The organism is Polynucleobacter sp. UB-Tiil-W10 (assembly GCF_018881605.1).
Lineage (GTDB): Bacteria > Pseudomonadota > Gammaproteobacteria > Burkholderiales > Burkholderiaceae > Polynucleobacter.
In genome coordinates this window covers 857264-870789 of record NZ_JACVPZ010000001.1, presented here as the reverse complement: position 1 = coordinate 870789, position 13526 = coordinate 857264, and the positions used below count along the sequence as shown (strand labels likewise).

Sequence of the window (13526 nt, the reverse complement as noted above, 5' to 3'; positions counted from 1 at the left end):
TTATGCGCCAAGACTTGCTTGCATTTGAGCTAACTGTGCCTTAACTGAACTATCCATCACTTCATCACCAACTTGAATGCGAACTCCGCCAATCAATGCTGGGTCAACCTGAATAGTTGGGCGCAATTCTTTACCCCCAAAGCGTTTCTTCAAACTTGACAACAAATCATTTAGCGCAGATCCCTCCAAAGGGAATGCGCTGGTAATGCTTACTTCGGCCGCACCTTCACTCTTGTTCTTCATTGCTTCAAATTGTTGAGCAATTTCAGGAACGGCAGCTAATCGGTGGTTTTGATTCACAAGATTCAAAAAGCTGGCAACCTTGCCATCTAGCTTGGTCTTAACCATGCCAGAAAGTAACTTGCTCAAATCATCGGCGGATACTTTTGGGTTGTTTGATAAAGCAGCAACTTCTGGCAAAGCAGCAAGCTGTGCCAATTCATTTAACTGCTCCAAGCATCCCGCAAGCTCAGCCGGCTTGGCGCTTTGAAAAAGCGCTTCCGCGTAAGGACGGGCAATGGTGGCTAATTCAGCCATATCAAAGTTCTGCCTTTAGTTGATCAAGCATTTGGCCATGAGCTTTTGCATCAACTTCGCGACGCAAAATTTGCTCAGCGCCTTTAACGGCAAGCAGGGCAACTTCAGCGCGCAGCACTTCACGTGCACGAGTAACTTGTTGATCTGCATCTTGCTTAGCTTGAGAAATGATTCGAGCAGCTTCAGCCTGTGCGTTAGCGCGAATTTCTTCGGCTGACATTTGTGCACGTTTTTCAGCTTCAGCGACACGTTGAACACCTTCTTGGCGTGCTTTAGTTAATTCTTGCTCAGCTTCGTTGCTGGCCAATGCGAGTGCTTCTTTACCGCGCTCGGCAGCAGCTAAACCAGCAGCAATTTTGCTTGAACGCTCATCTAACGCCTTAACTAGCGGTGGCCACACAAACTGTGCAACAACCCACCATAAGACGAAGAAAACGATCATTTGCGCGAATAGGGTCGCGTTCAGATTCACGATATTCCTTTCAGTATTGTTGAGAACAATTGGATGACCTTATAGTCATCCACGCCAAAACAATTACTTAATAACTGCGAGCAGTGGGTTTGCGAAAGCAAACAACATTGCAACACCAACGCCGATCAAGAACGCAGCGTCGATCAAACCAGCCAAAAGGAACATCTTAGTTTGGAGTGGCTCCATCAATTCTGGTTGACGAGCACAAGCTTCGATGTATTTGCCGCCCATCAATGCGATACCCAAACATGCACCGATCGCGCCGAGGCCGATGATGATGCCGATACAGATAGCTGTTGAACCTTGAATAGTTGCTAAAAATGCTTGCATGTTGCTGACTCCTGAAGTTAAAAGAGGTAAGTTAAAAATAAAATCTTAGTGATGGCTATGCGCTTGCCCGATGTAAACCAAGGTCAACATCATAAAAATAAAGGCCTGCAACAAAATAACCAAAATGTGGAAGATGGCCCAAGCTGATCCAGCAATAACATGGCCCACCAATCCGAACAGGGATAAATCTAAATTAAAGGTCCATACGCTACCGAGCAAGGCAATCAATAAGAAAACCAATTCGCCAGCGTACATATTGCCGAAAAGTCGCATTCCTAAGGAAACGCCTTTCGCCAAATACTCAATGATGTTCAATGCAAGATTAAATGGGGCTAAGTACCATTTTGCACCAAATGGAGCAGAGATAAGCTCATGCAAAAATCCACCAAAACCTTTTACCTTGAAGCTGTAAAAGAACACCAAAACTAAAACCGATAGGGACATGCCCATGGTTGCGTTTAAGTCAGTTGTAGGAACCATGCGGTTATGAGGTACATGACCGCCAAAATTACCAATAAAGTGATTTACGCCCAAAACCCAATCCACTGGAATCAAGTCAAGGGTATTTAAAAGGATGATCCAGAAAAATACGAAGAGCGCGAGAGGGGCAATAAAAGTACGGTTGCCATGAACAATGCTTTTAGCTTGCGTATCTACCATCTCCACAATCATTTCGACCAAACACTGGAAGCGACCTGGAACGCCGGGCGTTGCACGACGTGCGGCAATTAACAAAATAAATACTGCTAAGAGACCCATCAAAGAGGCCCAAAAAATAGTATCTAAATTAATAATGCTGAAATCGACAATAGAAGTTTGATGCTCACCAGTGCTGGTGAGATTTTGTAAGTGCTCAGAAATGTACGCCGTTGGCGTCATTTGTTCGGCTGCCTCGTGGGCTTGGTGTACTTCGCTAGACATCTCTTAACTAGTCCTTTGTTTCAATCTCAATTGTCACTACTTAGCGCCACAACCACGCTAGCCATACACACTTCAAAGCAAGCAGATAAGTCACCAACAAGGGGACCCAAAGCACGCCAGGGATGAAATACGCAATCCCTAAAAACATCATTAATGTCACGGCGATTTTTATAAATTCGCCTGAAACTAATGCCGCCAAAAACCTTCCTGGATTCAATCTTTGCGATTTCTTTGCCAACTCCAACCTAATTAAAAACAAGGCTGTAGGCAAGACGCTAATTAAACCACCTAAAAACGCCGACTGAGTATAAAGGCTTACCCCTACCAACCCCCCAAAAATTGACCAAAACAACATGCTGATAGCCGTAATCAAGACTTGAACCAAAATAATTTTCCATGGTGATAGGGCGCGGTATTTTGTCGCATTGATTTGCTGCAACGCAACAATTTCATCCTTGCTGTAGACCCGAATGACTTCTTCTTCGGGTTCATCCCATTCATCCACCTTGGAAAATTGATTTTTTTGAGGAATCAATTTAGCCCCGAAAGTTTAATGTGTGCAGTGCAATATGTCAAAGGATTTGGGGACATTTTTATACCTAATTTATGACTCAATACCCAACTTTTTTAATAGGGAATCCAGCTCATCAAATTGGCTAAAGCGAATTCTGAGCTCTCCCCCTCTGCCTTTAAGCTTAAATTCAGTGCTTAATCCGATTAAATCGGCTATTTCCTGCGTTAGACGCTGCATGTCTGGGTCCGCACTTGGTGACTTATTCCCAGGCTTATTCTTAGACTTTTTGTCGCCTATCTGACCACCAGCAATAACCAAAGCAGCAGTCATGCGCTCCGCTTCACGAACGGACAGGCCTTGGGCAGAGATTCTTTGGGCTAAAGCAACCTGACTAGCGCCCGGAAGAGGCAAAAGTGCACGGGCATGTCCCATATCGATGTCCCCAGCCAATAGCATGGCTTGGACTGGTTTTGCCAGTTGAGCCAAACGCAATAAATTGGTAATCGCACTACGAGACTTGCCGACAGCTTTTGCTGCTTGCTCATGTGTAAAACCAAACTCCTCAATCAGCCTAGCCAAACCCCGTGATTCTTCGAGAGGATTTAAATCCTCGCGCTGCATGTTTTCTACCAAGGCCATTGCTGCGGCAGCTTGATCATCTGCACCAGAAACTAAAACTGGAACTTCTTTTAAGCCCGCAATCGTTGCTGCTCGAAAGCGACGCTCGCCCGCAATAATTTCATACTTTCCGGGAGCTACCAAGCGCACTAATAAAGGCTGCATAACGCCTTGTTCACGAATACTTTCTGCCAACTCTTGCAATGCGCCCGCTTCCATTTTTTGACGCGGTTGATATTTACCTGCTTGCAAAGCTGTTAGTGGCAGACGGTTGATATCGGTAGAAGAGTTTGCTTGCTGAGTCTTTTCTCCAAGCAAAGCTTCAAGCCCCCTGCCTAATCCTTTTTTCTTAATTGCAACCATGATCTTTTATTTTCTTTCTTGGAATTACATGTGTTTGATGCGCTCAAGCATTTCAGCACCAAACTCTAAATAAGCTTTTGCGCCACGCGATGATTTGTCAAAAGCAACACCGGGAAGCCCATATGAGGGGGCCTCGGCAAGGCGAACATTGCGCGGAATAATAGTCTTAAATACTTTGTCTCCAAAGTGTTCAAGTAGTTGATCAGACACCTGTTGTTGCAAAGTCATGCGCGCATCAAACATGACACGCAACAAACCAATGATGACTAAATCAGGATTTAAATTCGCATGCACTTGTTTGATAGTGTTTACTAAATCAGATAAGCCTTCCAATGCGAAATATTCACACTGCATTGGAACAATCACGCCATTTGCCGCACACAATCCATTGAGTGTTAACAATGACAATGCAGGTGGGCAATCGAGCAAAATAAAATCGTAATCATTCGACACTTGAGCAAGCGCCTCTTTCAAGCGCACTTCGCGTAAATCTAAATCTACCAATTCAATTTCAGCGCCCGCCAAATCGCGATTCGCGGGCAGTACGTCGTAGCCAGAACTTTCACAACGCTGCGCGCATTCCTTAACCGATGCCATACCAATTAATACTTGATATACGCTGGTGTTTAAGTCCGCCTTTTCTACACCAGAACCCATGGTTGCATTACCTTGAGGATCAAGGTCTACCAACAAAACACGTTGTTGCAGTCCCGCTAAGCCTGCCGCCAAATTAACAGCAGTAGTGGTCTTACCAACACCACCTTTTTGATTTGCAATACAGAAAATTTTGGCCATGGCTACTTTTGGATTTACTTAAGAGGGGAGGGTGGATTTTCTCACGGGGGCCAACACCAAAAGGCGCCGCTCCACCGCTAAATTTGGAATACGAAGAGGTTCATCGGCAACCAAGCGCCAGTCGCCCATACAAACATCTTTCATTTCATCATCAGCGCGCCTAGCTTTCATTGCAAACACCAAACCACCAGGCTTTAAGAAAGGTAATGACAAATCTAAAAAACGTGCGAGATTGGTAAATGCGCGTGAAATGACGGCATCAAATTGCGCCGGTTGTTGCAACGCAGCATCTTCTACTCGCTCACAGAGCACTTCAATATTTTTAAGTTTTAACTTTCCGCGTACGTGCTGCAAGAATGCCGTCTTCTTGCGTATGGCCTCTATTAGGGAAAGTTGCCACTCTGGTTGAATAATAGCAATTGGGATTGCAGGCAAGCCGCCCCCTGAACCGAGATCTGCAATCTTGGGCGATGGGCTATTTAAAAATTGCCTTAATACTGGTAAAACTGCAATAGAATCAATAAGGTGCAGCCTAATAGAGTCTCTCTCACCCTCAATTGCCGTGAGATTGTGGACTTGATTCCAACGACCCATTTCCTGTAGAAACAGCTCTAAATCAGCAATATTGATTGGACTCAATTGAAGTCCAAGATCCTCAATTCCTAAGGCAAGCAGGCCTTCACTCATGAGTCTCTTGGGTGCGACCCAAACCTTTTTTGAGGTGAACCAACAAAAGGGAGAGGGCTGCGGGGGTGACCCCTGAAATACGGCCAGCCTGACCCAATGTTTCAGGTTTATGCAAATTGAGCTTTTGCTGAACTTCTTTAGATAAACCAACAACCTGCGAATAATCAAGCAACTCTGGCAGCGGGAACGTCTCATTGTGTTCTTGACGGGCGATTTCAGTCGCTTGGCGGTCGATATAGCCCTGGTATTTGACTGAAATCTCTACCTGATCGCTAATTTGGGCAGCCAAACCAAGATCCTCATCAAGTGTTTCTGGGGCCCACATACCATTACCCAAGGCAGTGATTGCCTCATAAGTAACACCTGGCCGCCTCAATAACTCAGTTAAATTACATTCGTGGGACAAATCTTGGCCTAGTAACTGAGAAACCAAGGATGCCGCCTCATGTTTTGGGCCAATCCAAATATCTTGCAAACGAGATGTTTCACGTGAAACAGCCTCCTGTTTTCTGCAAAACACCTCCCAGCGATAGTCATCCACCAAACCAAGCTCTCGACCAATGGTGGTTAGGCGCATATCTGCGTTATCTTCGCGCAGACTTAAGCGATACTCGGCACGACTTGTAAACATACGATACGGTTCCTGAACACCGCGGGTAATCAGGTCATCAACCAAAACGCCAATATAAGACTCGCTGCGCTTCGGCAACCAAGGCTCTCTACCTTTAGCCGCCAATCCAGCATTAATACCTGCCAACATACCCTGCGCCGCAGCCTCTTCATAGCCTGTTGTGCCATTTATTTGGCCAGCAAAGTAAAGGCCGCCAATCGCCCTTGTCTCAAGGCTATGCCGAAGTTGGCGCGGATCAAAGAAGTCGTACTCAATTGCATAACCAGGACGAACAATAACTGCAGACTCCATGCCGCGGATACTGCGCACCAAATCCCACTGAACATCAAAAGGTAGGCTGGTAGAAATTCCATTGGGATAAAACTCGTTAGTGGTTAAGCCCTCTGGCTCCAAAAAGATCTGATGACTATTTCTGGAAGCAAAGCGATGGATCTTGTCTTCAATAGAAGGGCAGTAGCGTGGGCCAACCCCCTCAATAACACCTGTATACATCGGCGAACGATCCAAACCACCACGAATAATGTCGTGAGTCTTTTCATTTGTGTGAGAAATCCAACAAGGAACCTGCCTAGGATGCTGTTCTGGGCGACCCAAATAAGAGAACACCGGCACAGGATCCAAGTCTCCAGACTGCTCTAGCATCACTGAGAAGTCGATAGTTCGACCATCAATTCGGGGTGGGGTACCGGTCTTCAGCCTTCCTTGAGGAAGCTTCAATTCTTTTAATCTGGCAGACAAAGAAATGGCGGCCGGATCGCCAGCACGACCACCGGCGTAGTTATTTAAGCCAACATGGATTTTTCCATCCAGAAATGTGCCGGCCGTAAGTACCACCTTTTTGGCAGCAAATTCCAAGCCCATTTGCGTAACTACGCCTTGGACTTCATCCCCTTTAACCAGCAAATCATCAACCGCAGCCTGAAATAGGCTTAAGTGCGGCTGATTTTCAAGTCGGCGACGAATGGCGGCTTTATAAAGCACGCGATCCCCTTGGGCGCGGGTAGCTCGAACGGCAGGGCCTTTACTAGAGTTCAGAATGCGGAACTGGATACCAGCCTCATCAGTGGCGGCTGCCATTGCACCACCCATAGCGTCGATTTCTTTGACTAGATGCCCCTTGCCAATCCCGCCAATAGAGGGATTGCAACTCATCGCACCGAGATTTTCAATGCTATGTGTAATGAGTAGGGTGTCGCAACCCATGCGCGCTGACGCAAGGGCGGCCTCAGTCCCGGCGTGTCCGCCCCCAACTACAATGACATCGAAACTTTTGGAATAACGCATGATTTGCCTCAGATAGGGCGATGATCATAGCATTTTGTTTGTTTCACGTGAAACAAAACCTATCAAAATACCCAGGAAATAAAAAGAATTTTTCTAAGTATTTGATTTAATTAACAAAATAAGCGTTCCAGGCTGACTTTAATATCAACACACTGACAATAAGCAGAAAGGCCTTTCTCACAAAAGCGCTGCCGTGCTTAATTGCTAATCTACTGCCGAACTGACTGCCGGCAATATTAGCAATCATCATTGCAAACCCAAGGGGCCAATTAATATGTCCAAGGCTGGCCAACATCAAAATAGCCGCTAGATTGGTTGCCACATTTACCAATTTTGTTGCAGCAGATGCGTGTAAAAAATCAAAACCAAACAAGCGCACGAAACCAAACAATAAAAAGCTACCAGTGCCAGGCCCAAAGAATCCGTCATAAAAACCAATGGTTAAACCAAGAATGGCTCCCTTAACCTGTTGAAAGCGACCAAGAATTTTCGGTGCGTGGGATTCTCCAAGTGATGGTTGGAACCAGGTATAAAGCAACAGAAATAGTAAAACGAATGGCAAAGCCTTACGCAGGGGCTCCGCAGGAAAATTACTAACCGCATTGGCACCCATCAGAGAGCCTATAAAGCCAGCAATAATCGCGGGCAGCACAATTGCCCAAGGCAGCGACACATGGCGCAAGTATTTTCTTGCAGCATTTAAAGTTCCCCCAACTGCTGAAACCTTATTTGTAGAAAGCAGTGTTGCTGGGGGAGCATCGGGATAGGCGGCAAATAAAGCGGGCACCTGAATCAAGCCACCACCGCCAGCCACCGCATCCACCAGCCCAGCAAAAAAAGCCATTGCTAAAAGCAGTGGCCATATGAAAATTGAAAATTCGATGAGGGTCTCTTTTAATTAAATGAGTACGGCGCTATTAAAGTTCACGCCGCACTAAAAGCAAATAATAAAAGGAAATTAGCTTTTGTTTTTGAAGTGCGCAGCAACTTCGCCAACAACGCCACGACGAAATGCTAGTACACAAATAACAAAAATGAATCCTGTTGCAATCGTGCTCCAAGAGCCGATGTTTGCTAAGTAGTTCTGCAAGCCAACAACAATGCCGGCACCAACCACCGGCCCGAGAATAGTTCCCATTCCGCCAAGTAAGGTCATCAATACAACCTCGCCTGACATATGCCAATGAACGTCGGTCAATGTGGCCAACTGGAATACTAAAGACTTCATTGATCCAGCCAATCCAGAAAGGGCAGCAGAAATTACGAAAGACATCAACTTAAAGCGATCAACGTCATAACCCAAAGAAATCGCACGAGGCTCGTTCTCGCGAATTGCTTTAAGCACCTGACCAAATGGCGAATGCACCGCACGCATAATCACAGCAAAGCCAAACAAGAAAACCGCCAAAACAAAGTAATACATGGCGACGTCATTCTTTAGGTCAATCAGACCAAACAATGATCCGCGAGGTACCCCCTGAATTCCATCTTCACCGCCAGTAAAGGGAAGTTGAACTGCCAAGAAGTAAACCATTTGCGAAAGGGCCAAGGTCACCATTGCAAAGTAAATGCCTTGTCTGCGAATGGCAAGCGAACCAATTAAGAAACCTAGAGCGCCCGAACCCAAAACCCCCAAGATTATTCCCAACTCAGGTGAAAGGCCCGCCTCTTTACAAAAATACGCCGTAATATAAGCAGCGGTTCCAAAGAAGGCTGCGTGACCAAAAGATAAAAGGCCTGTAAAGCCAAGCAACAAATTAAATGCGCAAGCAAAAAGGGCAAAGCACAACACCTTCATTGCGAACACAAGATAAATGAAGTCTTGGAACGGCAACAGGAGAGCGATTAAAACCAAGATGCCATATAACAATTTTATTTTTGGATTCATGTTTATTTCTCCCGCCCAAAAAGTCCAGCAGGGCGAATCAACAAAACAATAGCCATGATCACAAAAATCACAACGCCAGATGCCTCTGGATAAAAAACTTTAGTAAGGCCCTCAACAAGGCCCAAGCCCAAGCCCGTCAGAATGGCACCCATAATTGAGCCCATGCCACCAATCACCACCACGGCAAAAACAACGATGATGAGGTTTGAACCCATCAGCGGATTCACCTGGAAAATCGGCGCAGCTAAAACGCCAGCAAATCCGGCCAGGCCAACACCATAGGCGTACGCCAAGGAAATCATTAGCGGAACATTGATACCAAAGGCTTGTAGTAATTTAGGGTTTTCAGTACCGGCACGCAAATATGCGCCCAACTTGGTTCTTTCAATGACATACCAAGTAGAGAAGCAAACCGCCAGGGAGATAACCACAACCCATACACGATACTTGGGCAAGATAATGCCAAGAGACTCAAGAGGAATCGCGCCCTGCAATATCTCTGGGGCTGGATAGCTCTCACCAGAAATTCCATACCAATGGCGGAACATACCCTCAATAATGAGCGCCAAACCGAAGGTTAACAATAAGCCGTATAAATGGTCAAGATGGTACAAGCGACGCAACATTGTTCGTTCTAGTATGAGACCAAAGCCTGCCAATACCAGGGGCACAACAATTAAAGCAAACCAATAATTAATAGACAGATCAGGGAAACCAAGCCATTGGCTAATTTGCGTCAAACCAATCCACGCAACAAAAGCACCCATGGTGTACTGAGCGCCGTGCGCAAAATTAATGATGTTGAGAAGGCCAAAAATAATGGCCAATCCCAAACTCAATATGGCATAAAACGAGCCATTGATAAGCCCCACCAAGAGTTGGGCTACCAGCCCTTGAGGGGTAATTCCGAGAAGTTCAAACATTCTTAATTTCTATGTTTCTTACTTATTAACCAACTTGCACTTCGATTGCGAAAGCGGCAAAGTAGCTTCAGCGGCAGGAATTACAGCACGAACATTGTAATAATCCCATGGACTCTTAGAGTCGGCTGGTTTTTTAACCTCAAGCAAATACATATCGTGCTCAAATTTGCCGTCCGCACGAATCTTGCCCTTGAAGAGGCCATCATCGATGTTGGTAGATTTAAGCGCCTTCATCACAGCTTGTGTGTCATCAGTGCCGGCCTTTTGTACCGCATTTAAATAAGCCAAAACAGAGGAGTAAACGCCAGCCTGTACCATGGTTGGCATACGCTTGTGTTGCAAAATAAAGCGTTTAGCAAACGCACGGGTCTTATCATCCTTGTCCCAGTAGAAGCCCTCTGTGAGGTACATGCCTTGTGCGGCAGGAAGACCTAAAGAATGCACATCAGAGATAAACATTAGCAATGGAACAACGGTTTGCTTTTTGTTAATACCAAACTCGGATGCCTGCTTTACAGTATTGATGGTGTCTTGACCAGCATTTGCAAGGGCAACCACATCAGCTCCGCTAGCTTGGGCCTTCAACAGATATGAGGAAAAATCGCTATTAGGGAACGGGTGTTTGCTGGTACCTAAAACCTTACCGCCATTAGCAGTCACAACGGCCGTAGCATCCTTCTCAAGAGCTGCGCCGAAAGCATAGTCAGCAGTAATAAAGTACCAATTCTTTTTGCCCTGCTTTACAACCGCCTTACCTGTGCCATTTGACAGTGCATATGTGTCATAAGCCCAATGCACATTGTTTGGCGTACACTTTTCGTTGGTAATGGTTAAAGAGCCCGCGCCAGAAACCAAAGTAATCTTGTTCTTTTGTTCGGCAACTTCCATCACAGCCAAAGCTACGTTGGTTGAAACCAACTCAACAATAACGTCTACACCGTCTTTGTCATACCATTCACGCGCCTTGTTTGCAGCGATATCAGCCTTGTTTTGGTGATCGGCGCTAACAAGCTCAATCTTCTTTCCAATAACAGTGCCATCTTTAGAAAAATCAGCAATTGCCATCTTCGCCGCAATCACAGCGCCCGGGCCAGCCAGGTCAGAATAGGTTGAGGAAAGATCTGTCAATACGCCAATCTTCACGACATCGCCACTTACTTTTGATCCGCTTTGTGCAAACACTGGGTTTGAACCAAACATGGTCGCCGCAACCAGGCACGCGGTTATTTGCTTTAACTTCATTGCTGTCTCCTATAGAAATCCACTAAACACCAAGATACTCATTTAATAGAGCCGCTTTCTCAGCAAGCTCGTTCTGATTTACAACTTCAACTACATTTCCGTGCTCAACAACATAATGACGATCCGCCAAGGGTGCAGCAAAGCGGAAATTTTGCTCAACCAACACAATCGTGAAACCTTTTTTGCGCAAACTGGTAACAACTTCACCTAGCTTTTGCACAATCACCGGCGCCAATCCCTCGGTGATCTCATCCAATAGCAATAGTTTTGCACCGGTCCTCAGGATCCGCGCCATTGCCAGCATCTGCTGCTCACCACCAGATAGGCGAGTGCCAGGACTATTTCTTCTCTCGTATAAGTTTGGAAACATTTCATAAATCTCATCCAAACCCATGCCGCCAGGGGCAATCTCTGGCAACAACAATAAATTTTCTTCGGTGCTTAAGCTGGCAAAGATTCCGCGCTCTTCTGGGCAAAAACCAACCCCTAGACGCGCAATTTTGTAAGTCGGCATAGAAATGGTTTGTGTGCCATAAACCTCAATAGAACCAGTTCTTTTGCTAGTAAGGCCTAGGATTGTTTTAAGAATGGTGCTTCTGCCGGCCCCATTTCTCCCAAGCAAGGTAACTACTTCACCATCACGCACAGCAAAATTGACGCCATGCAAAATATGGGATTCGCCATACCAAGACTCTAAATTCTTAACCTCTAATGCCATGTTGCTCATAGGTTGTCTCCGCCATGGCTTCCCATGTAGGCCTCAACAACCAGCGGGTTGTTTGAAACCTCATGATAAGAACCCTCAGCCAGCACAGAGCCGCGCTGCAAAACGGTAATGCGGTCAGCAATTGAAGAAACCACCTTCATGTTGTGCTCAACCATCAGAATAGTGCGGCCCTTGGCCACACGATCAATCAACTCGGTTACACGCTCCACATCCTCGTGCCCCATGCCCTGCGTGGGCTCATCCAAAAGCATTAGCTCGGGCTCCATGGCCAAGGTCGTTGCAATTTCAAGCGCCCTTTTTCGGCCATAAGACAAATTCAAGGTTTCCTCATGAGCAAAACCCTCCAACCCAACCTCATGTAGAAGCTCTAGGGCGCGCTCATTAAGCACGTTTAAAGAGTCGCCAGATTTCCAAAAATGGAACTCGGTACCCAATCCTCGCTGCAGCGCAACACGGACATTTTCAACCACAGTTAAATGTGGGAATACGGCTGAAATCTGAAAGGAGCGAATAACGCCCCGCCTCGCAATTTGTGCGGGTGCCTCGTTGGTGATATCAAGACCGTTAAATAAGATTTGTCCGCTGCTGGGCTCCAAAAACTTGGTTAGCAAATTGAAGCAAGTGGTCTTGCCTGCACCATTCGGCCCGATCAAGGCATGAATAGTTCCGCGGGCAACATCTAGGTTCACGTCAGTAACCGCAGAAAATCCCTTAAAAGATTTCCCCAGTCCAATTGTTTTTAATATTATTTCTTGCAATCTCATGCCCTCTACCCCCTACTTGGGAGCAAGAATACGAGAATACCCCAAGATAGTCGGTCTTTATATAGCAATAACCCTAAACTCTGTGAGCCACACAATCAAAAGTGTCTAAGAGATTTTTTGAAACCGCTCAATAGCTGAACGAGCCTGCTCATCCAAGACATCTACAGGCATCCTCTGTGCCCCTTGGACGATCATTAATGCATATGGTTTGGCAAGGGCTGAGGCCTCTAGGCAAAGTCGCAACTCATCACCCTCTGATGGTGACTGACTACGCCAATAGTTAATGGCAGCCTCTAGTTCTTGAATTGTCACAAACAACATAAAAAATTATTTTTACTTATCTTTTGTCGCTAGCATAGTGCCGCGACATTTTTTTGCGCCACAGCGACACTCATAATCTTTTTTCATTTGCTTAGTAATCTTCCCCTCAACATCGAGTGAATAGTCATAAAACAACTCTTCACCAACTTTGAGGGCGCGTTTTGCATAAATAAAAACGCGTGGCTCACCACCAAAACTGTCTTCACGAGTTTCGCAAATGGGTTTGCATGAATGGTTAATCCAGCGCGCAGCATTGCCGCCGTATTTAGCATCAATCACACGACCATCTTCTAGTGAAAAATAAAAGGTGTGATTAGGGTCTTTAGGGTCATGAGGGTGGCGTTTTTCAGCAAGCTTCCAACTAATACGCTCACCCTTGTATTCAATAATTGCCTGACCTTTTTTGATCGGCTTCGCAACAAAAACACCCTTCCCATGAATGGGAGAGGATTTAACAACAATTGAAGATCGATCCACCTTAGGTGGTTTTAATTTTTTGGATGTCATAA

The 13526-nt window shown here is 45.8% G+C and carries 17 protein-coding genes; all 17 read right to left on the bottom strand.

The window, feature by feature from the left end:
- Entirely contained in the window at positions 1 to 537 is a 537-nt protein-coding gene (locus ICN33_RS04390; RefSeq protein ID WP_216194892.1) for a F0F1 ATP synthase subunit delta, read from the bottom strand.
- A gap of 1 nt (position 538) precedes the next feature.
- On the bottom strand, positions 539 to 1009 hold the full coding sequence (locus ICN33_RS04385) for a F0F1 ATP synthase subunit B (protein WP_216194890.1): 471 nt from the start codon (positions 1007 to 1009) through the stop codon (positions 539 to 541).
- 63 nt (positions 1010 to 1072) lie between these two features.
- Positions 1073 to 1339: a F0F1 ATP synthase subunit C gene (gene atpE, locus ICN33_RS04380; protein ID WP_011901869.1), complete on the bottom strand. Its 267-nt coding sequence runs from the start codon at positions 1337 to 1339 to the stop codon at positions 1073 to 1075.
- A 45-nt stretch (positions 1340 to 1384) separates the two neighbouring features.
- Entirely contained in the window at positions 1385 to 2260 is an 876-nt protein-coding gene (gene atpB / locus ICN33_RS04375; RefSeq protein ID WP_216194889.1) for a F0F1 ATP synthase subunit A, read from the bottom strand.
- 40 nt (positions 2261 to 2300) lie between these two features.
- On the bottom strand, positions 2301 to 2795 hold the full coding sequence (locus tag ICN33_RS04370; protein ID WP_216194887.1) for an ATP synthase subunit I: 495 nt from the start codon (positions 2793 to 2795) through the stop codon (positions 2301 to 2303).
- A gap of 69 nt (positions 2796 to 2864) precedes the next feature.
- Positions 2865 to 3755, bottom strand: a complete 891-nt coding sequence (locus ICN33_RS04365) for a ParB/RepB/Spo0J family partition protein (RefSeq protein ID WP_216194885.1) — start codon at positions 3753 to 3755, stop codon at positions 2865 to 2867.
- A 24-nt stretch (positions 3756 to 3779) separates the two neighbouring features.
- Positions 3780 to 4550, bottom strand: a complete 771-nt coding sequence (locus ICN33_RS04360; RefSeq protein ID WP_216194883.1) for a ParA family protein — start codon at positions 4548 to 4550, stop codon at positions 3780 to 3782.
- 18 nt (positions 4551 to 4568) lie between these two features.
- Positions 4569 to 5237 carry a 16S rRNA (guanine(527)-N(7))-methyltransferase RsmG gene (rsmG, locus tag ICN33_RS04355; protein ID WP_216194881.1) on the bottom strand — a complete coding sequence of 223 codons (669 nt, stop codon included), beginning with the start codon at positions 5235 to 5237 and terminating at the stop codon, positions 4569 to 4571.
- Entirely contained in the window at positions 5230 to 7152 is a 1923-nt protein-coding gene (mnmG, locus tag ICN33_RS04350; RefSeq protein ID WP_216194879.1) for a tRNA uridine-5-carboxymethylaminomethyl(34) synthesis enzyme MnmG, read from the bottom strand. The genes rsmG and mnmG overlap by 8 nt, the downstream gene beginning before the upstream one ends.
- Before the next feature lie 106 nt (positions 7153 to 7258).
- Positions 7259 to 7996, bottom strand: a complete 738-nt coding sequence (locus ICN33_RS04345; protein WP_216194877.1) for a TSUP family transporter — start codon at positions 7994 to 7996, stop codon at positions 7259 to 7261.
- Positions 7997 to 8110: 114 nt separating this feature from the next.
- The gene (locus ICN33_RS04340) at positions 8111 to 9040 is read right to left on the bottom strand and encodes a branched-chain amino acid ABC transporter permease (protein ID WP_216194875.1); all 930 of its coding nucleotides are present in this window, start codon (positions 9038 to 9040) and stop codon (positions 8111 to 8113) included.
- A 2-nt stretch (positions 9041 to 9042) separates the two neighbouring features.
- Positions 9043 to 9963: a branched-chain amino acid ABC transporter permease gene (locus ICN33_RS04335; RefSeq protein ID WP_215362427.1), complete on the bottom strand. Its 921-nt coding sequence runs from the start codon at positions 9961 to 9963 to the stop codon at positions 9043 to 9045.
- Positions 9964 to 9981: 18 nt separating this feature from the next.
- Positions 9982 to 11205 carry an ABC transporter substrate-binding protein gene (locus ICN33_RS04330; RefSeq protein WP_216194873.1) on the bottom strand — a complete coding sequence of 408 codons (1224 nt, stop codon included), beginning with the start codon at positions 11203 to 11205 and terminating at the stop codon, positions 9982 to 9984.
- A 22-nt stretch (positions 11206 to 11227) separates the two neighbouring features.
- Positions 11228 to 11932 carry an ABC transporter ATP-binding protein gene (locus tag ICN33_RS04325; RefSeq protein ID WP_216194871.1) on the bottom strand — a complete coding sequence of 235 codons (705 nt, stop codon included), beginning with the start codon at positions 11930 to 11932 and terminating at the stop codon, positions 11228 to 11230.
- A complete protein-coding gene (locus ICN33_RS04320) occupies positions 11929 to 12696 on the bottom strand; it encodes an ABC transporter ATP-binding protein (protein ID WP_216194870.1) in 768 nt (255 codons plus the stop codon). Before ICN33_RS04320 ends, ICN33_RS04325 begins: the two co-directional genes overlap by 4 nt.
- Positions 12697 to 12801: 105 nt before the next feature.
- On the bottom strand, positions 12802 to 13017 hold the full coding sequence (locus ICN33_RS04315; protein WP_216194868.1) for a DUF3717 domain-containing protein: 216 nt from the start codon (positions 13015 to 13017) through the stop codon (positions 12802 to 12804).
- 12 nt (positions 13018 to 13029) lie between these two features.
- Positions 13030 to 13524, bottom strand: coding sequence for an SET domain-containing protein (locus tag ICN33_RS04310; protein ID WP_216194866.1), 495 nt, complete (start codon positions 13522 to 13524; stop codon positions 13030 to 13032).
- Positions 13525 to 13526 lie beyond the last annotated feature (2 nt).

Excerpts from the sequence above, each read along its gene's own strand:
- atpB (WP_216194889.1), bottom strand. The coding sequence starts at position 2,260 with ATGTCTAGCGAAGTACACCAAGCCCACGAGGCAGCCGAACAAATGACG.
- mnmG (WP_216194879.1), bottom strand. The coding sequence starts at position 7,152 with ATGCGTTATTCCAAAAGTTTCGATGTCATTGTAGTTGGGGGCGGACAC.
- ICN33_RS04360 (WP_216194883.1), bottom strand. The coding sequence starts at position 4,550 with ATGGCCAAAATTTTCTGTATTGCAAATCAAAAAGGTGGTGTTGGTAAG.
- ICN33_RS04390 (WP_216194892.1), bottom strand. The coding sequence starts at position 537 with ATGGCTGAATTAGCCACCATTGCCCGTCCTTACGCGGAAGCGCTTTTT.
- ICN33_RS04310 (WP_216194866.1), bottom strand. The coding sequence starts at position 13,524 with ATGACATCCAAAAAATTAAAACCACCTAAGGTGGATCGATCTTCAATT.
- atpE (WP_011901869.1), bottom strand. The coding sequence starts at position 1,339 with ATGCAAGCATTTTTAGCAACTATTCAAGGTTCAACAGCTATCTGTATC.
- ICN33_RS04330 (WP_216194873.1), bottom strand. The coding sequence starts at position 11,205 with ATGAAGTTAAAGCAAATAACCGCGTGCCTGGTTGCGGCGACCATGTTT.
- ICN33_RS04335 (WP_215362427.1), bottom strand. The coding sequence starts at position 9,963 with ATGTTTGAACTTCTCGGAATTACCCCTCAAGGGCTGGTAGCCCAACTC.
- ICN33_RS04325 (WP_216194871.1), bottom strand. The coding sequence starts at position 11,932 with ATGAGCAACATGGCATTAGAGGTTAAGAATTTAGAGTCTTGGTATGGC.
- rsmG (WP_216194881.1), bottom strand. The coding sequence starts at position 5,237 with ATGAGTGAAGGCCTGCTTGCCTTAGGAATTGAGGATCTTGGACTTCAA.
- ICN33_RS04320 (WP_216194870.1), bottom strand. The coding sequence starts at position 12,696 with ATGAGATTGCAAGAAATAATATTAAAAACAATTGGACTGGGGAAATCT.
- ICN33_RS04340 (WP_216194875.1), bottom strand. The coding sequence starts at position 9,040 with ATGAATCCAAAAATAAAATTGTTATATGGCATCTTGGTTTTAATCGCT.
- ICN33_RS04365 (WP_216194885.1), bottom strand. The coding sequence starts at position 3,755 with ATGGTTGCAATTAAGAAAAAAGGATTAGGCAGGGGGCTTGAAGCTTTG.
- ICN33_RS04315 (WP_216194868.1), bottom strand. The coding sequence starts at position 13,017 with ATGTTGTTTGTGACAATTCAAGAACTAGAGGCTGCCATTAACTATTGG.
- ICN33_RS04345 (WP_216194877.1), bottom strand. The coding sequence starts at position 7,996 with ATGGCTTTTTTTGCTGGGCTGGTGGATGCGGTGGCTGGCGGTGGTGGC.